At 51.2% G+C, this 20,926-nt stretch carries 19 protein-coding genes; 8 read left to right on the plus strand and 11 right to left on the minus strand.

The features are described 5' to 3' along the window. The first annotated feature begins 48 nt into the window (after positions 1-48). Positions 49-441: a hypothetical protein gene (locus P6574_RS13720; RefSeq protein ID WP_310620834.1), complete on the plus strand. Its 393-nt coding sequence runs from the start codon at positions 49-51 to the stop codon at positions 439-441. Between the two features lie 151 nt (positions 442-592). On the opposite strand, the gene P6574_RS13725 is transcribed toward P6574_RS13720, so the two are convergent. The 4 genes from P6574_RS13725 to P6574_RS13740 form a co-directional block, all read right to left on the minus strand. Then, positions 593-2,215, minus strand: a complete 1,623-nt coding sequence (locus tag P6574_RS13725) for an ABC transporter ATP-binding protein (RefSeq protein ID WP_310620835.1) — start codon at positions 2,213-2,215, stop codon at positions 593-595. 10 nt (positions 2,216-2,225) lie between these two features. Then, positions 2,226-3,350 carry an ABC transporter permease subunit gene (locus P6574_RS13730; protein ID WP_310620836.1) on the minus strand — a complete coding sequence of 375 codons (1,125 nt, stop codon included), beginning with the start codon at positions 3,348-3,350 and terminating at the stop codon, positions 2,226-2,228. Between the two features lie 8 nt (positions 3,351-3,358). Beyond that, the gene (gene oppB / locus P6574_RS13735; RefSeq protein WP_310620837.1) at positions 3,359-4,282 is read right to left on the minus strand and encodes an oligopeptide ABC transporter permease OppB; all 924 of its coding nucleotides are present in this window, start codon (positions 4,280-4,282) and stop codon (positions 3,359-3,361) included. Between the two features lie 106 nt (positions 4,283-4,388). Continuing rightward, entirely contained in the window at positions 4,389-5,975 is a 1,587-nt protein-coding gene (locus P6574_RS13740) for a peptide ABC transporter substrate-binding protein (RefSeq protein ID WP_310620838.1), read from the minus strand. Positions 5,976-6,363: 388 nt separating this feature from the next. On the opposite strand from P6574_RS13740, the gene P6574_RS13745 reads away from it, so the two are divergent. Next, on the plus strand, positions 6,364-8,172 hold the full coding sequence (locus tag P6574_RS13745; RefSeq protein ID WP_310620839.1) for an ABC-F family ATP-binding cassette domain-containing protein: 1,809 nt from the start codon (positions 6,364-6,366) through the stop codon (positions 8,170-8,172). A 238-nt stretch (positions 8,173-8,410) separates the two neighbouring features. Here P6574_RS13745 and P6574_RS13750 read toward each other — a convergent pair whose 3' ends face one another. Beyond that, a complete protein-coding gene (locus P6574_RS13750; protein ID WP_310620840.1) occupies positions 8,411-9,823 on the minus strand; it encodes a hypothetical protein in 1,413 nt (470 codons plus the stop codon). Positions 9,824-10,849: 1,026 nt separating this feature from the next. Between P6574_RS13750 and P6574_RS13755 the strand changes: the two genes are divergently transcribed. Further along, on the plus strand, positions 10,850-11,422 hold the full coding sequence (locus tag P6574_RS13755) for a hypothetical protein (protein WP_310620841.1): 573 nt from the start codon (positions 10,850-10,852) through the stop codon (positions 11,420-11,422). A gap of 22 nt (positions 11,423-11,444) precedes the next feature. Here P6574_RS13755 and P6574_RS13760 read toward each other — a convergent pair whose 3' ends face one another. After that, positions 11,445-12,530, minus strand: a complete 1,086-nt coding sequence (locus P6574_RS13760; RefSeq protein WP_310620842.1) for a helix-turn-helix domain-containing protein — start codon at positions 12,528-12,530, stop codon at positions 11,445-11,447. A 229-nt stretch (positions 12,531-12,759) separates the two neighbouring features. Between P6574_RS13760 and P6574_RS13765 the strand changes: the two genes are divergently transcribed. Both P6574_RS13765 and P6574_RS13770 read left to right on the plus strand, forming a co-directional pair. Then, entirely contained in the window at positions 12,760-13,419 is a 660-nt protein-coding gene (locus tag P6574_RS13765; protein ID WP_310620843.1) for a DsbA family oxidoreductase, read from the plus strand. 54 nt (positions 13,420-13,473) lie between these two features. Next, on the plus strand, positions 13,474-14,253 hold the full coding sequence (locus tag P6574_RS13770; RefSeq protein ID WP_310620844.1) for an alpha/beta fold hydrolase: 780 nt from the start codon (positions 13,474-13,476) through the stop codon (positions 14,251-14,253). A gap of 59 nt (positions 14,254-14,312) precedes the next feature. Here the strand turns inward: P6574_RS13770 and P6574_RS13775 are convergent, their stop codons facing one another. The 3 genes from P6574_RS13775 to P6574_RS13785 form a co-directional block, all read right to left on the minus strand. After that, positions 14,313-14,900, minus strand: a complete 588-nt coding sequence (locus P6574_RS13775) for a TetR/AcrR family transcriptional regulator (protein ID WP_310620845.1) — start codon at positions 14,898-14,900, stop codon at positions 14,313-14,315. A 170-nt stretch (positions 14,901-15,070) separates the two neighbouring features. Continuing rightward, entirely contained in the window at positions 15,071-15,577 is a 507-nt protein-coding gene (locus P6574_RS13780; protein WP_310620846.1) for an SRPBCC family protein, read from the minus strand. A 261-nt stretch (positions 15,578-15,838) separates the two neighbouring features. Continuing rightward, positions 15,839-15,997 carry a hypothetical protein gene (locus P6574_RS13785; RefSeq protein WP_310620847.1) on the minus strand — a complete coding sequence of 53 codons (159 nt, stop codon included), beginning with the start codon at positions 15,995-15,997 and terminating at the stop codon, positions 15,839-15,841. A 130-nt stretch (positions 15,998-16,127) separates the two neighbouring features. On the opposite strand from P6574_RS13785, the gene P6574_RS13790 reads away from it, so the two are divergent. Further along, on the plus strand, positions 16,128-16,907 hold the full coding sequence (locus P6574_RS13790) for a hypothetical protein (protein WP_310620848.1): 780 nt from the start codon (positions 16,128-16,130) through the stop codon (positions 16,905-16,907). 267 nt (positions 16,908-17,174) lie between these two features. Here the strand turns inward: P6574_RS13790 and P6574_RS13795 are convergent, their stop codons facing one another. Continuing rightward, entirely contained in the window at positions 17,175-18,389 is a 1,215-nt protein-coding gene (locus P6574_RS13795) for an MFS transporter (protein WP_310620849.1), read from the minus strand. 68 nt (positions 18,390-18,457) lie between these two features. On the opposite strand from P6574_RS13795, the gene P6574_RS13800 reads away from it, so the two are divergent. Next, positions 18,458-18,856: a helix-turn-helix domain-containing protein gene (locus P6574_RS13800; protein WP_310620850.1), complete on the plus strand. Its 399-nt coding sequence runs from the start codon at positions 18,458-18,460 to the stop codon at positions 18,854-18,856. 53 nt (positions 18,857-18,909) lie between these two features. On the opposite strand, the gene P6574_RS13805 is transcribed toward P6574_RS13800, so the two are convergent. Next, on the minus strand, positions 18,910-19,887 hold the full coding sequence (locus P6574_RS13805; protein ID WP_310620851.1) for an MBL fold metallo-hydrolase: 978 nt from the start codon (positions 19,885-19,887) through the stop codon (positions 18,910-18,912). 91 nt (positions 19,888-19,978) lie between these two features. On the opposite strand from P6574_RS13805, the gene P6574_RS13810 reads away from it, so the two are divergent. Further along, positions 19,979-20,923 (plus strand): LysR family transcriptional regulator, encoded by a 945-nt coding sequence (locus P6574_RS13810; protein ID WP_310620852.1) that lies wholly within the window; start codon positions 19,979-19,981, stop codon positions 20,921-20,923. Positions 20,924-20,926: the final 3 nt, after the last annotated feature.

Here is a 20,926-nt window from a genome sequence, read left to right on the forward strand (position 1 = left end):
TAGTAGTGGAAGCCTCCCAATATAGATAGGAATAGAGATTGAACCACTATGAATTCACGTAATCTAATCCTTATTTTAACTGGCATCACACTTTCAGCCTGTGCCACAGGAAGCTATATTTCACGCAAGAATCCAGACTTTTTTAACGCAAAACTAAAGGATCGTCAGCTTCAAGGAACTTACAACCCCGCAGGTTATTCATCGGCGCAAGTTAGAAAACTTGTTGGCACTCTTTGCCAACAAGGGCACCTCACTGGATACTCCGAGACACGCCAAGAGGGTCTAGTTTCATGGACGACTGGCTGCTCCAGTGGCTTTTCAGAACGCGCCAGAACAAATGAGTTTGAGAGAATAGACGGGACAGACCAAGTTATGGTTGAAACCATGGGCTCTGATGGCCGTGGCAACTTGCTCTACAACCGCTTTGAAGTGAGTCTCTAGCATAAAACTGGGTTTTCTGACTCCAAGTACAGGAGTGTATTCGAACGCCGAAAATACTCAGTAGTTTGCAAAACTCACCATAATAAAAACCCCGCTTCATTTGGAAGCGGGGTTTTTTAATTTTCTAAAAGAACAACCTAGCTATTCCGCTTTAAGCTGCTTCCTCTTCTTCGCGAAGAACTGCGGCTTTGATCAGCTCGCGGGTGTAGTCTTGCTTGGAGTTCTGGAAGATGTCATCCACGGTTCCAGCTTCGATCACTTCACCCTTTTTCATCACCATCACAGTATCGGACATGGCGCGAACAACGGCCAGATCGTGAGAGATGAACAGGTATGTGAGGCCATGCTCTTTTTGCAGGTTTCGCAACAGTTCAATGACCTGCTTTTGCACCGTACGGTCCAGAGCGGAAGTTGGCTCATCCAGAACCACCAGCTTTGGCTTCAACACCATTGTGCGGGCAATGGCAATACGCTGACGCTGGCCACCAGAGAACTCGTGGGGGTAGCGGTTGCGCATGGCCGGATCCATGGACACTTCTTCAAGAGCCTGAATAGCACGCTGGTCGCGCTCTTTAGCGGAAAGATGTGGTTCGTGAACCAGCAGGCCTTCCGTAATGATCTGACCAACGGTCATACGCGGGCTGAGCGATCCAAACGGATCCTGGAAGATCAGCTGCATTTCCTTGCGCAGCGGGCGCATGGCTTTGCGGGCCTTGCCGGTAATATCAGTACCACAGTAAACAACGCGGCCACCAACAGTTGGCAGAAGCTGAAGCAAAGCGCGGCCCAAAGTAGACTTACCGGAACCGGATTCACCCACGATACCCAGTGTTTGCCCTTCACGGACTTCCACAGAGATGTCGTTGACAGCACGTAGAACGCGGTTTGGCTTCATGAAACCGGCTTCGGTTTCAAACTCTACGCGAACCTTGTCACCTTCCAGAACCACAGGGTTGCTTTCTGGAACCATAGCCTTGCGGCCTGTTGGTTCGGCATCCAGCAACATGCGGGTGTATGCGTGAGCAGGAGACCCGAAGATCTGCTTGGTTTCGCCCTCTTCCACCACTTCACCGGACTTCATCACGTACACGCGGTCTGAAATCTGCTCCACGATACCAAGATCGTGGGTGATGAATACAACGGCCATACCAAGACGCTTTTGCAGATCACGCATCAGCTCGAGGATCTGGGCCTGTGTGGTCACGTCCAGAGCAGTTGTCGGCTCATCTGCAATCAGAATGTCAGGATCGTTGGCAAGAGCCATGGCGATCATGACACGCTGGCGCTGACCACCGGACATCTCGTAGGGATACGCCTTCACCTTATGAACAGGATCAGGAATACCGACCAGATCAAGTAGTTCAACCGCGCGCTTTTTTGCTGACTTCCAGTTGTAGCCGCCATGCTGAACCATTGGTTCGCACAGCTGACGCTCAATGGTGTAGAGCGGATCAAGCGAGGTCATTGGCTCCTGGAAGATCATGGTGATCTTGGCGCCGCGGATCTTGTTGAATTTCTTGATCGGCAAACCGAGGATTTCGTCGCCATTGTAGCGAACGGAACCCTTGGTGATGCCGTTGTCGGCAAGAAGCCCCATTGCGGCCATCATGGTCTGGCTCTTACCAGAGCCGGACTCGCCCACGATGGCAACGGTTTCACCCGCGTCCACATGGATATTGATGCCCTTCACCGCATTTACAACGCCGGTGTTGGTTTCAAAGTCGACGACCAAGTTGTCAATTTCGAGCACTGTGTTCTTGTTTGGTTTACTCATTTTAGCGCTCCTATCGATCTTTCGGATCCAGCGCGTCGCGCAGACCATCGCCGATGAAGTTGAGAGCGAACAAGGTGGAAGTGAGGAAGATGGTCGGGAAGATCAACATCCAAGCCGCCCCTTGCAGGTTACGCGCACCTTCAGAGATCAAAACACCCCAAGAGGTCATTGGCTCTTGAACACCAAGGCCGAGGAATGACAGGAAACTTTCCAGAAGGATCACTTTTGGAACCAGCAGTGTCATGTAAACAACAACAGGACCAAGAGTGTTCGGAATGACGTGTCGCTTCAAGATACCCTTACTCTCAATACCCATGGCTTCAGCGGCCTGAACATATTCCTGACGCTTGATGGTGAGGGTCTGACCGCGCACGATACGGGCCATATCCAGCCACTCCACAGCGCCCACGGCTATAAACATCAAAATGAAGTTTCGCCCGAAGAACACCACAAGCATGATCACGAAGAAGATGAACGGCAGGGAATAAAGAATGTCCACAACGCGCATCATCAAAAGGTCGACCCTGCCACCAAAGTAACCGGAGACAGTGCCATAGACCACACCAATGGAAATGGCCACGATTGTTGCCAGAAGACCAATGGTCAGGGAGACACGACCGGCAATCAGCGTACGGGTCATCATGTCACGGCCGTTGGCGTCTGTGCCGAAGAAGAAGTAGTTCTTCTCGATATCAGCGGTCACAGTTGCCGATTTCTGGTCGGTAGAGACATTTGAAAATACTGCATTTTCAAAAATGCCGGAGCGATCGAAATAGCGCGTGTAGCGATCGTCAACTTTGCGACGGGAGGTCACAGTTGCGACAATCTTATCGCCATCGTTCTCATAGCTCTCGATTGTGAAGCGGGCGCGCTTTGCGATTTTTGCAAAGGCTGGCTCCACCTGATCAGCTGTTGGATAAGCCTCGAGACTTGCAGGAACTTTCACGTAATCGGGGTAAACATCATCGAACCCGTGTGGTGAAATCATCGGGCCGAAGATGGATGCCAAAGTAACTGTAATTAGAACGATAATCGAAGCAACAGCGGCGCGGTTCGCCTTTAGGCGGTCGCGTGCATCGTCCCACAATGACCGGCCTATCACTGGTGCAGAAGTCTGCTCAGTTGTAACGCTCATAGGGAACCTCAGTCGAAACGAACGCGCGGATCAAGCATTGCATACACAAGGTCCACGATCAGGTTGAAGATAATTACGAAGCAGGCCACAACCACAACTGTGCCCATCACAAGGGTGTAGTCGCGGTTCAGCGCGCCTTGCACAAAGTAGCGGCCAATGCCTGGAATGCCGAAGATGGTCTCGATCACCACGGAGCCAGTGAGCAGCGCAGCAGCTGCAGGGCCGAGGTAAGAGACAACGGGCAGGATCGCACCGCGCAGCGCATGCACAACCACAACAGTAAAGCCGGAAAGGCCATAAGCACGGGCTGTTCGCACATGGTTGGAGCGCAGGGCCTCAATCATGGAACCACGGGTCAGGCGAGACACCACCGCAATCTGCGGCAAAGCCAGTGTTACCACCGGAAGAACGACATTCACAAATGCGCCGCCATTCCAGCCGCCAACAGGCAACCAGCCAAGATGCACACCCAGAAGCAGGGTCAGACAAGGCGCCACCACAAAGTTTGGAATAGTCACTCCGAGGGTCGCAGCCGTCATGATTGTGTAGTCAGCTGTTTTGTTCTGCCGCAAAGCTGCAGAAACACCAAGCATACCACCCACGATGAGGGCCAGACACAACGAGGTGAGGCCGAGCTGCATGGAAATTGGCAGACTGCTTGCGAAGAGTTCGTTGATCGAAAAATCGCGGAAGAAAAAGCTTGGACCAAAGTCACCATGAAGAATGCTATTCATGTAGAGCAGGTATTGCTCCCATAAAGACTTATCCAAATTATAAATTTTGTTCAGATTCTCCATGACCTTTGCTTCCAAAGGACGTTCCAGATCGAACGGTCCACCCGGAGCGATCCGGATCAAGAAGAAGGAAAGTGTGACAATCAAGAACAAGGTCGGTATTGCGCTGAGCAATCTACTCAGAACGTATCGCAGCATGGCCCCGTTTCTCCAATTGGTTAATTTTTGTTAATTTTTTTCGCCACATCATAAAAACGCCGACCACAGTGGAACCCATGGTCGGCTTTTTCGTAGTCAGTCAGCCTTACTCAGCGATAGAGATAAAGCGACTTGGATGTACGTTGAGGAGGTTGTCCTCATATCCACTTACCTTGCTGGACACCAGGTTCTGTGAACCGTAGTACAGGAGCGGCAAGCTTGGCAGATCACGCATGAAGATAACTTCAGCCTGTTTCAAAATGTCTGCACGCTTTTCAAGGTCCAAAGTCGCAGCAGCTTCATCCATGAGAGCATCGTACTCTGCATTGTTGTAGCGAGCGTAGTTGAACCCGTCGTTGTCACTCTCGTTCAGGAACAGGAAGTTCTGAGGGTCAGAGTAGTCAGCAACCCAGCCAGCACGTGCAACATCGAAGTCACCACGGTCACGCAGGTGTGCGTAGTGTGTCTTCAGGTCAGCGTTGATCAAGGATACTTCTACACCCAGAGGCTTCCACATATCAGCAATAGCAACTGCTGTGTTCTTGTGGTTTTCAGAGGTGTTGTAGCGCAGCTCAACTTTCAGCGGGTTGGATTCGCTGTAGCCTTTGGCTTTCAGGATTTCGAGCGCTTTTTCTTCGCGGTCGAGAAGATCCATGTCCTTCCACTCGGCATATGCAGGCTCGCCGTAGTTGGCGATTCCCGGAGGAACGAAGGAGTAAGCCGCAACCATTGTGCCGCCCCAGATTTCGTCCGCAAGGAATTCACGGTCAATAGACATGGAAAGCGCCTGACGGACGTCAGGATCCTTCATGCCTTCTGACTCGTGGTTGATGGCGTAGTAGTAAGTCCCGATCCAAGGTGCCACGCGGAACTGGTCGCCCAGGTTCTCACGCATGTAATCCACCTGCTCCATTGGAGCATCATCGTTTGAGTGCAGTTCGCCAGCCTGGAAACGACGAAGGGCAGCGCCTTTGTCTTCAGTCGGGTAGTATTTCACGGTGTCGATTTTAACGTTTTCGGCATCGTGGAACATTTCGTTCTTAACGGCGGTGATTGCATCGTTAGGAACAAATTCTTTCAAAGTGAAAGCACCGTTGGAAACGAAGTTTTCAGACTTCACGAAGTCAGAACCGTACTTTTCAACTGTTGCAGGGTGCACAGGAAGACCGGTCTGGTGTGAAAGCAGGCCAATGAAGTAAGGTGTTGGCGCTTCGAGAGTGATTTCGAGTGTTGCATCATCAATTGCTTTAACACCCAGCTCCTCAGGCTTCTTGTCCCCTGCAAGAATGTCGTTGGAGTTGGAGATTGCAGCCAGAACAGTCGCGTATTTCGCGCCGGTTGCCGGTGTCATGATGCGGCGCAAAGAGTATACGAAGTCACCAGCAACAACTTTGTCGCCGTTGGACCACTTTGCATCTTCGCGCAGTTTGAATGTGTAGGTGAGACCGTCCTGGGAAACTGTCCAGCTGGTCGCAACACCTGGGATAATTTGACCATCTGCGCTATATGCTACCAGACCTTCATAAAGGTCGCGCAGGATGTGAGCTTCACTTGTGGTAGATGTTTTGTGCTGATCCAGAGTCTCTGGATCACCGCTGTTACCACGGTGGTAGACAACTTCAGCAGCAGCTGTGAGCGAAGTTGCAGCAATAAGAGCGCCTGCAATAGCAGACATACGAAGTGTTTTGATCATATAGATCTCCCCTCTACTCAATAAAGAGTTCTACCCGAATATTATTTTTTGGTAGGATGGCGCAACATTCCATTGTTCCGCCATATTGGCAAGAGTTTTGCTAATTTTTTTCACTTATGCATTCCGCTTAGATTGAATTTTACTGAATAATCTACCAAAAGTAATCTCAACATTCCGTTTTGGGCAATTTCCGAAAAACTTTATCCACACCGCCCCCGTGATTCCACCTAGTGCAAGATATGGCAGACTGCCCGTTTTGAGTGAAAACGCTCCCCAATTTGCTCTGCCCAAAATGCGACAAAGTGCTTTTTCGCAGGTCCGAATGTGCTAGAGGAATAAAAAGCCCTCGCGGCAACGTGGACCCAGATTTCAAGGACAGTAAAACCGAATGGCCCCTCCCCCTCTTTTGCATGTACGTGACATTCACACCCGTTTTGGGGCAACACCCCTTTTAGAGGGCGCCGAGTTACAAGTGGGCGCAGGCGAGCGGATTTGTCTGGTGGGGCGCAACGGCTCGGGCAAGTCCACCTTGATGAAGATTGCCGCTGGCATGATAGAGGCAGACAAGGGCGAGCGATTTGTCCAGCCCGGCTGCACCATCCGCTATCTGCCGCAGGAGCCGGACCTTTCCGGTTATGAGACGACCCTTGCCTACGCCGAGGGTGGCCTTGCGCCCGGCGATGACCATTACCGCGCCCAGTATTTGCTGGAAATTCTGGGTCTGAGCGGTGAAGAAGACCCCTCGACCCTTTCAGGCGGCGAAGCCAAGCGTGCAGCTATTGCTCGAGCTCTCGCCCCCGAACCCGATGTGCTGCTGCTGGACGAGCCCACCAACCATCTGGACCTGCCCATTATTGAATGGCTGGAAAGCGAACTGCGGCAGATGAAGTCCGCCATCGTTCTCATATCACATGACCGGCGCTTTATGGAAAACCTCTCCCGCGCCACTGTCTGGATTGATCGGGGCATCTCGCGGCGAATGGAACAGGGCTTTGGCCAGTTCGAACAGTGGCGTGACAAGATCTTTGAAGAAGAAGAGAAGGATCAGGCGCGGCTTGACCTGAAAATCAAGCAGGAAGAGCACTGGATGACCTACGGGGTCACAGCACGGCGCAAGCGCAACATGCGCCGCGTGCGCGAACTTGCCGATCTGCGCCAGAAGAAGAAAGACCACCGCGGCCCACAGGGCGGGGTGAAAATGGCGGTGACTGAGGGAGACGTTTCGGGAAAGCTGGTGAGCGAGGCCAAGAAAATCGCCAAGGTTTACGGCGAGCGCCCAGTGGTAAAGGACTTCTCCGCCCGCATTCAGAGGGGCGATCGTGTGGGCTTTGTGGGGCCGAATGGGGCAGGCAAAACCACCCTTCTCAAAATGCTCATAGGTGAGCTGGAGCCCGATGAGGGCAGTATCCGTCTTGGTGCCAACCTGCAAATGATCACGCTGGACCAGAAGCGAGAAAAGCTGAACCCTGACGACACGCTAAAGATGGCTATGACCGGCGGTGATGGCGACATGGTTATTCTGGGCGACCAGAGCAAGCACGTGATGAGCTACATGAAGGACTTCCTGTTTTCCCCCGAGCAGGCCCGTACCCCTGTGCGCGTGCTTTCTGGCGGAGAGCGGGGCCGCTTGCTGCTGGCCCGCGCCTTGGCAAGCGAATCCAATCTCATGGTGCTCGATGAACCCACCAACGATCTGGACCTTGAAACACTGGACCTGCTGCAAGAGCTGATTGCCGATTATAAAGGCACTGTTCTTCTGGTGAGCCATGACCGTGACTTCCTAGACCGTATCTGCACCTCCGTCATCACCATGGAAGGCGGCGGCAAGTGGCAGGAATACGCAGGCGGCTATTCCGACATGGTGAACCAACGCGGTTCCGGCGTTGAAGCGCGTAAATCCAGCAAGTCCGAAAAGCCTAAAAAAGAAAAAGCCGAAAAGCCTCAGGCGGAGAAGGCGGCACAGAAGAAGAGTACCCTCTCTTTCACCCAGCAACACCGCCTGAAATCCCTGCCCGGTGAAATGGAAGCCCTTCAGGACAAAATCGCCAGACTGCAAAAGCTCTTGACGGACCCAAACCTATTCACCGCCAACCCCGACAAATTCCAGAAAACCACCGCCGCGGTTGGCGAAGCCCACGAAGAGCTGGAGGCGTTGGAAGAAGAATGGCTGGAACTGGAGATGTTGGCGGAAGAGTAATTTTTAAAGCATATTCCGTTTGATGGGTTCACTCAAACGATAAGAACTCGCTTAAAATATAAAGGTTAGAGTGCGAGGCGTGAATGCGACGTGCTCTGAACTACCGGACAGCTTGAGCAAGTATACGCTCGTTCAGCTGTCTGGAACTTTTAGTGGCCCGCTTTGATTTAAATATGTTTCACCTCGGTAGCTGAATTATTCTGAGAACGGTGGTCAAAACGTAGGATAAAGCTGTCTATTATATGTTCTCTACGGCCTTCGGCTTCCACCACTTCCTAAGAATTTCCTCCCAAAACTTCATGCGAATAGAAATATCAACGCCAAGTCTGCTCAATTCCCCGAAAAGGACAACCGCATGAATCTTCTGCATATCCGTCCCAGAGGGTAGGCGTTTGGCTTCAATGGCTTTCTCTAGTTTTTTAAGTGCTATTCGCGACGTGTCATCCATGTACTTTGGAAGGTCCATTGAATGCCCCTGAACGACATCGCGCAGGTGTATAAACATCTTTTTGGAGGTATATCTCTTGAGAGGATGTGTGCTTTGGGCCTCCATTTTTATACAAGCCTCAATGCTACTCAGCTCACCAATATCGACTTTCGCCAGATTACTTAACGTATAAGCTGTTGGCGTTTTAAATGGCAAATCGTAGGGGTGTTTAAGAAGTTCAGGTACTAAGTTGTGTTGAACGTCGTGGAATACTTGCAAACTATCTAAACGTTCTTGTCCTGCTACAAGAGCAAGCCGGTCCATATGGCCCCCAGTAAGAGGGAGGAATTTGAATCTTTCAGATGCAGAGCATCCACCATGAAATCTGGAGCGAAACTCTCTAAAGTGAATTTGCATATCATTTAGCTTAAACATTGGAAAGTCGCGTGCAATATTGACACTGCTCTCAACAGACTGTTTGAACTTCGCAAAGCTGTTGAAAGGCCCTTGCACGTTTTTGAAAAAGCGAGATTTCGAAAGTAGCAAATCTTCGAAGCTGGCATGAAATTTCCCGTAGAAATCTCGGTAGTCTGCACCGCCGACACCGGATAACCTTGCACTAAGATTTGGGTAACCCGTTCGTGGAATCTGTGCTGCCAGAACATATTGCCCAAGCCTATTATACTTCCAGTTTTGAAAATCCATTTCCAAGGACTGGGGTCGGCTAAGTTGATAGGGAACGCTTTCAACCTTTAGGCCGAGCTGTTCAGCAATTTCTTTTGCTATAGGAAGCTCGTCTTCATACCGCACATTACTACTGCTATATATTCTAACCTTATCCGCTAGATCGGGGCGTTTTCCTAGAACATATACGACAAACGCGAAAACGGTACGGCTATCCATCCCGGCACTAAGATCAACATTTACCCGTTCAAACTGCTCCAAAATTGTTTGAGTACGTGAACACCAAGTCATTAGATAGCGTTTCAGAGCATCTTCATAACTTGTTTCTTCATAGGTAACAGCTGGGTTTCGATTAACTACCGTGAGGCTTTTGTCCTTAATTAATACCTCTTTATAAGTGGGGATGAGTTCAATTTCACGAATGAGTGTCTCATAAGAGTTCATATGCTCGACAAATGGCCCGTATCCTAGCCAGCTTAACGCTATCTCCGGTTTAAACGTTAACGGATGCCCTTTTTCCGCAAGCTTTTCAATCAGCAAAAACAAACTATTGCTGAGTGCCCAATAGCCCTCATTCCGGTAAAGGAAAAGGCGTTGCCCCCCTGTAAAATCCACCCCTATCCGCAAACCCTCCGCAGAAACAGCCGCAGAGACGTAAGTTCCATCCAAGCCAGAACTTACCTCCTCTTTTGTTGGGCTTGGAGAGGCAATAAACTTGCTATCTGTGAAGGCATATCCAAAAAAATAGCTGTCTTTAGGCAGTGACTCATGGTCGATAAAAATGAAATGCATAATCCCTCAAACTATTACTTCTCATAATTGTAGGTATTAAAAATGACTTATAATTTGAGCCCTCAGAGGCTCAGAGCATTGCAATTCATCCAACCCGCACCGACTTTTGCCGCCCAGTGATCAGAACGTCCTGGCAGGTCTTTCACATACAACTTCAAATGTTGCGCAGCTATGAAGCTGGTAACACCTTGAGGCGTTAAGGGGGCACAGCCTCTGCATCTTAAGATTTAGTTGGCTACAAACACACCTCATCAAACAAAATTTCAAGTTCCACACAAATGCATGGCTCAAAAGCGAATTTTTCCGTGTTCTCTTTTGGTTTTATGGCTGAGTTTGCAACAGTAATCTACCTCCCTCAATTATAGGAGAATTATTTAGGTCCCACAGTTACTGGGGTAGTTCTAACCAATAGAGAGCACTAAAAAGCAAAGCCGTCTTTGTGTTGACCTCTGCTCCGTGGCTGAAATCGACGAAGGTGGACAAAGTACCCTCCAAAATCTAGCCAGCAGGAATCTGCCCGTCCTTACATTATAGCTGCCAAGAAAAGCACTGATCCTATTCGCAATTGTAGCTACCGATGAAATGTCAAATTCGTTTCAGTCCAGCTATCGCTTCAAGAGCGTGATTATCGCATGGCAGAAGACGGGCTGTATCCGTTTTTCCCTCCCAAAACACGTTTTTCCTGAAAGAGGACCTCCTGTTTCATGCTGGAGGTCGCAAGGTAACTTGGAACCGGTGAAAACAGGTCTGTTGTTATAAAGAGAGGCAATGGACATGTTTACTAAAAGAAATATCTGGATCGCCGGTTTTGGAATTTGCTTTGTTATTCTTCTCTCCTTTCCCTTCCATTGGGGGAGCGCGCAGACGCAGGTTATACCCGTGGACGGAGTGCAGGAAGTAGTACTGAATGGCACAAATATGGCGATGGAGGTAAGGACGTTTGCAATGAATGAAGAGGAAAGCCAGCAAATCAAATTGGAAACGAGTGATGAGTTTGGGTGTAAGCTATTAGCAAATTACACTCGTCATGAGGACACCTTGACGCTCACTTTCAAAAAGCGGGACTGGTCTCTTTGGGGCCTGTGCACGCCAACGGCCAATTTGCATCTACCAGAGCATCTGGGCCTGCAGATCGATCTGGAGGCCCTTGCGGCGGACATTCGTGGCACATTTCAAGCGCTCAATATTTCCTCGCATAAAACCGCTCTTGAATTCACAGGACAGGCTGACCGTTTTTCTCTTGAAGGAGAGGCAGCGGTGATTAATCTGGAGTTTTTGGGGCCTATCTTGAATGATGATCTCATTTTGAACGTGGAGAAGCTAATCTCCCGCGTGCGGGTTCCCTAAAACGCGTCTCGCTCATCTGCATTCACGCCTCGCGCTCCAGCAGCCTGTTGCCCGCGACCTCTTCAAAGACTCGCGGGCCGTTCTCACCCACATGCTTGCGCCATGCAGACGGACTCATGCCGGTGACACGGGTAAACTCTCGGTTGAAGTTGGATTTGGTGGTGAAGCCCACATCATACATGATCTGTGTAATCGTTGCCGAGGAATTGCCAAGACGCTGGCAAGCATCTTCAATTCGGTAACGGTTCACATACTGGGGTACACTCATGGCGCGTTCTGCATTGATGGCCTCGGAGAGCTGGCGGGCCGGAACCTTGAGGTGTTTTGCCATAACGGAGAGAGAAAGCGTCTCCTGACGATACATTTCCTCTTCCACCATAAGCCGGTCAAATGCTGCGACGAGAGCTGCACGCTGTACCTTTTCATCGTCACTTACAGCCTCGCTGCCTGCCAAAATCTGAGGCTCCTCTTTCCCCGTGTCATAGGAGAGGAAAAGGTAAAGAGCCAGAGCGCCAAACAAAAACAGCAGGTTCGCAGCACCTACAATTTGTCCGGCTCTTGCTCCGCTATTATAGGCCAACTCCAAAGCCACCAGAACATCCACCAAACCGGAGGCGATCAATGAACCAGCTGCAACAAAGTGGGCTTGGCGGCACGGCACAGCACGGCCAAACGGCAATTTTTCAGCCCATTCCATACGGGAGGACTGCGCCCGCTGCCACAGGTAAACACCGATACCCAGATAAGCCAGAATGCCCAACCCATCTCCCAGCCACAAAAGCGCACCCTTAAAGCTGGCCAGCTGACAAAGAGCCGCAAAAAGGGTGAGTTGCAGGGCGTTGGCCATAAACCGCGTGGAGAGATTTCCCGTAAGATCTTTCAGGCACAAGAGGGTGAGCGTTGGAATGCACACTGCGAACATGCCAAGCATAACAGGTGGCAGCGGAAATCCGCCCCACCTCAGCCCCAACAGCACCGACTGCAAAGCATAGAACCCAATGGTCACCCCTAGCAACAGAGGCACTTTTTTACCTCCACCCATATTAAGGCGAAGCAAGACAACGCCAAGCAACAGAGCAGTGAAAAACGGCAGCGGAAGGCTGGGCACTCAAAACCTCAAAGACAACAAACGAGCCCGTGCGGGCGTGGAATCGAAGAAACTAACAATCCAAGCAGCTTAGCCCACTGCCATGCGGTGGTCGATGGATTTCTACCAAGCACCTGTAGTTAAAGACAAGCCTGTGCAAGGGGGCTCTCCCCCGTGCAATTGACAGAAGCGCACACGCACCCCATGTGTTAGGGCCAAAGAAGATGAGCCAGAAAAGCGATCAGAGCCCATGCCAGCGACCCCACCACTTACCATTGAAATTGTATCCGATGTCATGTGCCCGTGGTGCTACATTGGCAAGCGGCGGCTGGAAACTGCCCTTGAGAGCCTGCCGGACATGAAAGTCGAAGTGAGCTGGCTTCCTTATCAGCTGGACGCGACCCTGCCAAAAACCGGAAAAGATCGCCAGCAGTATCTGGAGGACAAATTCGGCGGCCCGGAAAATGCAAGAACAGCCTATGCGCCCATTCGCCAGAGCGGCGCGGAGGAAGGCATCGCCTTCGAGTTTGACGCCATTCAAAAATCCCCCAATACGCTGGATAGTCATCGTCTGCTCCACTGGGCAAAAGAGGACGGCAAACAGAACGCCTTGGCCGAAGCACTGTTTGCTGCATACTTTACCCATGGCCGTGATTTGACCCTTCCAGAAACACTGGCAGAAATCGCAGGGAGTTGCGGCATGGATCCGACACGCACCCTACAACGCCTCATGGGTGAGGAGGACCGGCAGGTGATTGAAGAACAGATTGCAAGCGCACACCAGATGGGAGTGAGCGGCGTGCCGTTTTTCGTTATCGACCAGCGTTTTGCCCTGTCTGGCGCCCAGCCTGCAGAAACACTGGCTGCAGCACTGCGCCACGCAGAAGAGACCCGAACACAGGAACTTTAAATGTATCTTTGAAAAGTAGGTATTCGTTTACCGCTTTTAACAAATGGATTGACTATGAAACACTATTATATTGAAGAGATCGAGGCACGCCTTTGCTATCATGACCTTGCGGGAGACGGGACTCCAATCGTCTTCATTCATGGATTAGGCTGCGCTTCTTCATTTGATTACCCCGCAGTGGCGAGCTTGGGTGGGCTGAACAACCATAGACGCATATTGATCGATCTCATCGGTTCAGGGTTCAGCGACAAGCCACAGGCGTTTAGCTATGAAATAAGTGCACACGCAAAATACCTAGAGGAATTCCTAGGGGCCTTGGGACTAGATGAGTTCTATCTCTATGCCCACAGCATGGGCGGGGCTATTGCTCTGGAGCTGGCAAACCTTATGAAGCCAGCTGTTAAAGGTATAGTCTTATCTGAACCGAATTTGGACAATGGCGGCGGAATGTTCAGCAAACAGGTCGCGGCTATGACAGAAGACGATTATGGGAGCTTTGGGCACAAAGATCTCGTATCAAACAACAAGGCAGCCGCTAACAATTCAGATATCTGCTGGGCAATGAGTATGGGCGCAAGCCTTCCACAAGCCATTTATCGTGAATCTGTTTCCTTGATCAACGGAAGTCGCCCGAGTTGGCGAGAGATTTTATATTCACTTGATATCCCAAAAACTTACATTTTCGGCAGTGACACCCTGCCTGACGAAGATTTTGAAGAACTGCCAAACAACGGAGTTGAAGTTGCGGTGGTTTCCAAAGCTGGACACTCAATGGCATGGGAAAACCCCGAAGGGCTGGCAACTGCGATCGCTAACGCTATAGAGGCCCCTTAAGGATAACGGGTTTTAGAGCGCGCCGCGTGTATTTACATTCGCGCTCCGCGCTCCGCGCTTTAAGAGAGCATACCATGCAGCATCAGGTCCAGATTGGCATTCACCCACCGGTCCCGGTAGTCTTTATTCTCGATCACGTTGACCCCTGTGTTCCCCTTGATGATATCTGAGTAGTAAACCTGTGCGGCCAGGCGATCCAGTATAAAGCCGGTGACCATGGGAAGGTCCAGCCCTTCGCGAATAAATCCCTTGGCACGGCATTTTTCCAAGAAAGTAACCAGCCCCTCTTCATAGGTGGCCACCGCTGGGATGCCTTGTCTTTCAACCATAAAAATTCTGAAGATATCGGCAAACTCGATGATTCCGTCCAGAACCTCGTCCACGAACATTTTCAGCCTGATCTTCACTTCCTCCTGTGTCTCAGGGTCGGCATCAATCACTTTTAACGGGAGCACCAGAACTTTGGAGGAAAAGCTCTCTAAAATGGCTTTGTGCAACCCTTCCTTGTTGCCAAAGTAATGGTGGACCATATTGATCCCCACCCCTGCCTCCTCGCAGATAGCCCGGATTGACGTACTTCCGTAGCCGTTTTGTGCAAAAAGGACTGTTCCGGCTTTTAAAAGACGCTCCTTGGCATTGGTTTTCATTTTAGCGCACCGACTCCTTTATTGGCTTTTCGCCATCCTATTTTTATCCAGACCACCATTGAAGACACATGGAGGTTAATGGCAGGCGCTGAATCACAATGCCTCCTGTTTGTTTCGGGGGGAGCAAACAGAAGGCATCGGAAGGCCAGAAAACTATGTCCTACAATTTACTAGGCTGCTGCACCTTTGGCAAGGTGGCCACCATTTTCCATATGATCTTTAAGGTCTTTCAACATTTGCCCAAACTGCGAGCCTGTCATCTTTTTCACCACAGGACTCAGGACACCGCCAATGGCGTTCACTTCCAAGTCCGCGGTGAAGGCCACCTTGGTACGGCCATTGGCTAGAGAATGCAGGCGGAACTTGGAGATACTTTTTTTGACCGGGAAACCTGGAGGAGTATTTTTGGTTTCAACAGACACATCCAGCTCATAGTTCTGATCGTCAAAGCGGGTGATGGTTTCATCTGCAACAAGACCGGTCGGCCCTTTTTTCGTCAGCACGCACACACGCCCTTCAACGGCGGCATTGCCAACTGCTTCCCCTTCTTTGGCGAAGGAATGAGGGATCAGCGTCATCCACTCATAGGCGCTGTCAAAATCTATGGCCACGACTTTCCAAACTTCCGCAATCGGGCGCTCAATGGTGATTTCTCTTTTTACTTGGACGATTTTCATGATGGGGCTTCCTGTCGTTTTTCGATAACGACAATGTAACGTTTGTTATATTTATTTCAACATTCATTTTATAATTTTCTTCTTCCCATGCGATTGTATAAAAGTAGGTCATTGATTTAAAACGACAAAAAAATTTGCACTTACGCATGCCTGTCATGAATTTAATGTAGTCATGGCATATGTAAGCATTAAATAAGCGGAATGATTGTATTGCCCCCCTCTTTGGGAACAAGCTCGGTGAAGGCCAAAGAGAAACACGGGCTATGGGCAAGCATGCCTCGTTGCTTTTTCAGTGCGAATTTGCGGCCTGATTTTATCCAGCCGTTCATTTATCTGGTCTACAACTTTACCACACAGGTCGCATGCAACCACCACACTCATGCCTGCGGCCAGCACTCCGGCGTCAGGTGAAACAAACATGGAAGCGGAGACTTCCTATTGTGGCGGACAGGCGCAGGCGATGAATCTGCAAGCCTTCGGCATATTTTAGATCAACCATACATCTGGTGACCTGAACAATGACTGGGGGTTAGCCTCAGGGAGTTAACACATGCCTTTTTTGACACCAGTCCGACGATTGGTAGCGGCTTTCTTGCTACTGACGTTCACCCTGTTTTCCAGTGAGCATGTGCAGGCGGAGACAGGTGTGGGAAAAAGGATATTCAAGGAATGTCCGGTATCGAGAGAAGAAGGCAACATCTTTGCGCTTTGTGCAACTGCCACCTGTTGGACCCTCGATAATGTTGCCTATTGCAAATGCGATATAATGAAAAAACAAAGTATTTCCCTACCCTACCACTATGAAGAGGGCGGAGAGAAGAAGGATGTATGCGACCTTTTGAAGACTGGAGTAAACAATGGCTTCACGGTGAGCACCTATGCCACACCACGGCAAATGGAGACTGAATATAATCCCGCCATTGAAAAACTGGGTCCACCAATGGCGACCTATACCTGCCTGAACAGTGATGAAGAGCCCGCGGGCTATTCCGCGCAGTGCGATGGCGGCCTGTGTTTTCTCAGTACACAGGAGCAAAGCTTCCCAGGTCTCGGCCAGCTTCAGGAAAATGAGATCATCTGCTCATGTCCGGTGGTTCCCAGCCCTTCCGAGGGCTTTCAGATGGCTGGTCCCTGGCTGTGTTCACCAGGCGACAGCAACACTGACGGCACATGCTGCGATAAATCGTACCATGATAAACTCTGTTCGGTAAACAGCGTCAAGTCTACAGGTACCGAGATAGTCGTTGGCGCTCCCATAGGCGTCGCCGCGTTTCTTTCTAAAAAACTAGACGGACAGTTTCCGGGCATTAACCAGTGTAGATTTAAATGACGGGCTTACTTGGGATCATGTAAGGCGAAGGGTGGACTTCATGCCAAAGACCACCCTTCATCCGGCAAATTTATGATCTCATCCACCTGTCTTCAAAAAGGGGCAACCCAACATCAATGAAACGTCAGGCTGACCCTATTTGAAGCTATAGCGCTCATTCCAGCTTAGAGTGTATCGACGAAAAGTGGATACCGGATTTCGGTTAAAGATACATGTCCAAACAATAGGTTAAAGCAGCGGGCTGTTTCAATAAAACGTCTCACTACTTTAAGCGGAGGCCGTTCCCGCTTTTCTCTCAGATAGTGCATTAAAGACGCGCACCGCAAAGGCCCCTATGGCAAGGATTGCCAGACCGCCTGCAATCACTGTAAACGCGCCGCCAAAACCAAGAGATGCGATGAGCGGCATGGTGAGGAACGGGGAGATGAACTGGCCGAAGAACACGGAGGTGGTGAGCCAGCCGCCCACGATGCCGCGCCGTGTGGAAGGCGAAAGCTGCAGGGCAAGGGCCGTGAAGCTGGGCATGACAAGTGCATAGCCCGCCCCAACCAAGGCCGCCGCAATAAAGGGGCTATAGGGCAAGGGAGACGCAACGGTGACGAGGCCCAGCGCCATAAGCCCGTAGCCCAGCGCATAGACGCCCGCCAGCCCCAGCTTTGCACGGAACGAGCTGTAAAGCAGGGCCGAGGTTCCCCCGCAGATCATCAAGGTGCCCAGCGCCATGCCTGTCATACCAGCGCTTTCCACTCCCAGACTCTCAAAGAAAAACGGCAGCTGGGTGGGCATGACGAAAAACGACATGTTGGTGAGCATTTGCAACACACACAAGGCAACAAACAGGGGCACCCATGCTTTATGGCCCACGTAAAACTGCGGATCACCCTGCGGCTGACCTGCTTTATGTTTCACAGGTTCGGTTAAAACCCGCCAAATGAACGGCAGGAACAGGAGGGCCAGAGCATAAACGGCAAAGGGAAAGCGCGGCGAGGATAGGGCCAGCCAGCCAGCAAGGCTGATATAGACGAACCCGCCGAAATTGCGGGCGGAGATTTGCAGGCCCATGAGAGAGCTACGTTTGGCACCTGTATAATAATCCCCCACAAGCGCCGTTTGCGCACTCATGATCATGCCAACAGCAACACCCAAAAGCAATCTGCTGGCAAAAATCCAGTTCAGATCCGGCAGGAACAGCCCCGCGCTGCCCGCAATGGCAAACAAGAGCACCCCGCACAAAAGAACGGGCCGCCGCCCGTAGTGATCCGCTATGCTTCCCGCCAGCGGGGCGACGAAGATAACGCTGAGCGAGGGCGCTGCCACCAGCAGGCGAGTGAGATACTGGGCGTTTTTATCATCCGCAAACATTTGGGCAAGACCGGGAAGCGCGGGGCTGATGGTGGCGTTGGCCATCACCGTCAGGCTGGCAGCGAGAAGCAGCGCAATGGCCTTCCCCTCTTGCCAGACGGGTTTTTCTTGGGGTGTCATTCACAAATATCCTTGCAAACTAGAATCGGTAGGCGCAGTCTACGACTTCAAGTTAACTTGAGGTCAAGATGCAATTTCTGGATATTGGGGAAGTTTCCCGCCGCTCCGGCGTAGCCCCTTCGGCGCTGCGTTACTATGAAGAGGTGGGGCTGATCTACTCGGCCACACGGCACGGGCTGAGGCGGCAATATGAACCACAGGTGCTTACCGTGCTCTCACTCATCACGCTTGGCAAGTCCGCCGGTTTTTCGCTTCAGGAAATTGCCGGAATGTTCAATGAAAAAGGCGAGCTGGAGCTGCCCCGCGCGGACATTCGCGTTAGGGCTGATGATCTGGGCGACCAGATCAAACGGCTCACCGCCTTGCAGGACGCTCTCTACCACGTGGCCGACTGCCCCGCTCCTTCCCACCTAGAATGCCCCTCGTTTCAAAAGCTTTTGAAGGGGGCCAGAGGGAAACAAGAGTAAGATGGATTCCGGCTCAAAGCCGGAATCCAGAGACGTCCAAACTATTTTTCAGTTTACCCTGCAACCGAACTCACCTGCAGGTATTCATAGGATGATCCTTTGCGCAGGACGCGGCCAAAGCCGGGGAAGTCATGATGCATGCCAATAACGGGGATTTCATCCGTCGCCACTTGGTCCAGAATTTTCTTGCGTGAGCTTGCGGCCAGTTCCTGATCTGTATCGAATGAAATTGTCCACTCTGGATGGGCGAATTGAACCGCTGCCATATGGATGATATCGCCCCAGATCAGGACCGTTTGCCCCTCCGATTCAAGCCGAATGCCCATGTGTCCGGGTGTATGCCCTGGAAGGAAGACCGTAGAGATGCCAGAAGCGATTTCGTTATTTCCTTGCACAAGCGTCTGACGGGAGCCATAGGCACTTGTTTTTGCCTTCGCCAGATCGAAGTAAACCTGTATTTCCTTCGGTGCATTGCTGCGCATGCTCTCGCTCAGCCAGAAATTTGCCTCTGCCTCATGATAGATCAATTCCGCATTTGGAAAGGCTGCCTTTCCAGCTGCATCGGTAAGGCCGCCAATATGGTCCCCATGCAGATGCGTTATGATCACCGCATCCACATCCTCGGCTTTATATCCTGCGGCCTTCAAACTAATGGGGAATGCGCCAAGGCTCGGCCCTAAGAGATCGGCGGCTCCTGTATCCACCAGATAAACTTTATTGCCATCATCAATCAGGTAGCCGTTTACAGTGCCTGTCAGCTGATTTTGAGTGTAAGGGCGATAGATTGCACTGTGGGCAGCCTGTGCTTTTTTCTCGTCATAACCTGTCACAATGTTGGAAGGCAGCTGCAATTGCCCATCCAGAAGGGCAACCAGCTTGAACTTGCCCACCTGAAATACTGTAAAGTGCGCGGAAGCGGCTACTTTGCCTTGCGCAGCCTGCACCGCCTGCACGGAGGCAAACGGGGCTGCGACAAGTGCGCTGCCTATGATCCCAGACTTTGACAAAAATGAACGACGTGAAAAATCCATAGTGCAGCTCCAACTTAAAATTATCTCCACCAGTAATAGTTGAAATACCCTTGCGCGATACCCGCCCCGTGATTATCTTCGATATAACGAAATGTTATGGGCACATGTTGAGCAAACTATGAACCTCCTCTCGCTGTTAGAAAGCTTTGCAACCGCCGTTGATGAAGGCTCGTTGAGCGGAGCCGCACGCAAGCGGGGCACCAGCCAGCCAGCGGTGAGCAAACAGCTGCAATCTCTGGAAGCCCATATTGGCAAAGACCTGTTTTACCGCAGCACCACCGGCATTGTTCCCACCCCAGCGGGCCGCCTTACCTATTCCCATGCGCGGATCATGCTGGAACAATCGCGGCGAATGCGCGAGGAACTGGCACTTATGGATGGCACATTGGCCGGACAACTCACGGTGTCAGCTCCGGTGGTTATTGGCCGTGATATTGCCAGCCGTGCCAGCTTCAAAACGCAGGCCGAGCATCCAGAGCTGAAAATCCATTTGGGGCTGGAAGACCGGCTGGTGGATGTGGTGAGCGAAAACATAGATCTGGCTCTTCGCGCGGGAAGTTTGGGAGACACGGAGGGCACCGCCAAGCGGATCGCCTATGGTAAAACAATCCTCGTGGCCGCGTCTCAATATCTGGAAAAAATGGGGCACCCAACCAAGCCCGAGCATCTCGAAAACCTGAGCTATGTGGAATACGGGCAGGACCGGGCAGACCGCTCCCTTCCCCTTGTAAAGGATGGCGAAACCTTACAGGCGAACATCACCGTGGGCTTCACCTCAAACCACCCTGAAGTGGTCATGAGCGCTGTTCAGGAAGCTGTCGGCTTCACACGCATGCCCTATTACCTAGCCCATGAAAAGCTGGAGGACGGCGCGTTGGTCGAGGTGCTGCCGGACTATGACAGTATCACCAAGTCCCTTTATGCGGTTACCCCCACAGGAGGGCCCTTCACACGCAAGCAAGAAGTGTTCATTCGCAACCTTCTGGCTGTCATGGAGGAAAAACAAGGCTTTACCATCCGCAAAAACTGGCTGTAAGGA

Origin of the sequence: Pseudovibrio sp. M1P-2-3, from assembly GCF_031501865.1 — a bacterium.
Taxonomy (GTDB): Bacteria; Pseudomonadota; Alphaproteobacteria; order Rhizobiales; family Stappiaceae; genus Pseudovibrio; species Pseudovibrio corallicola.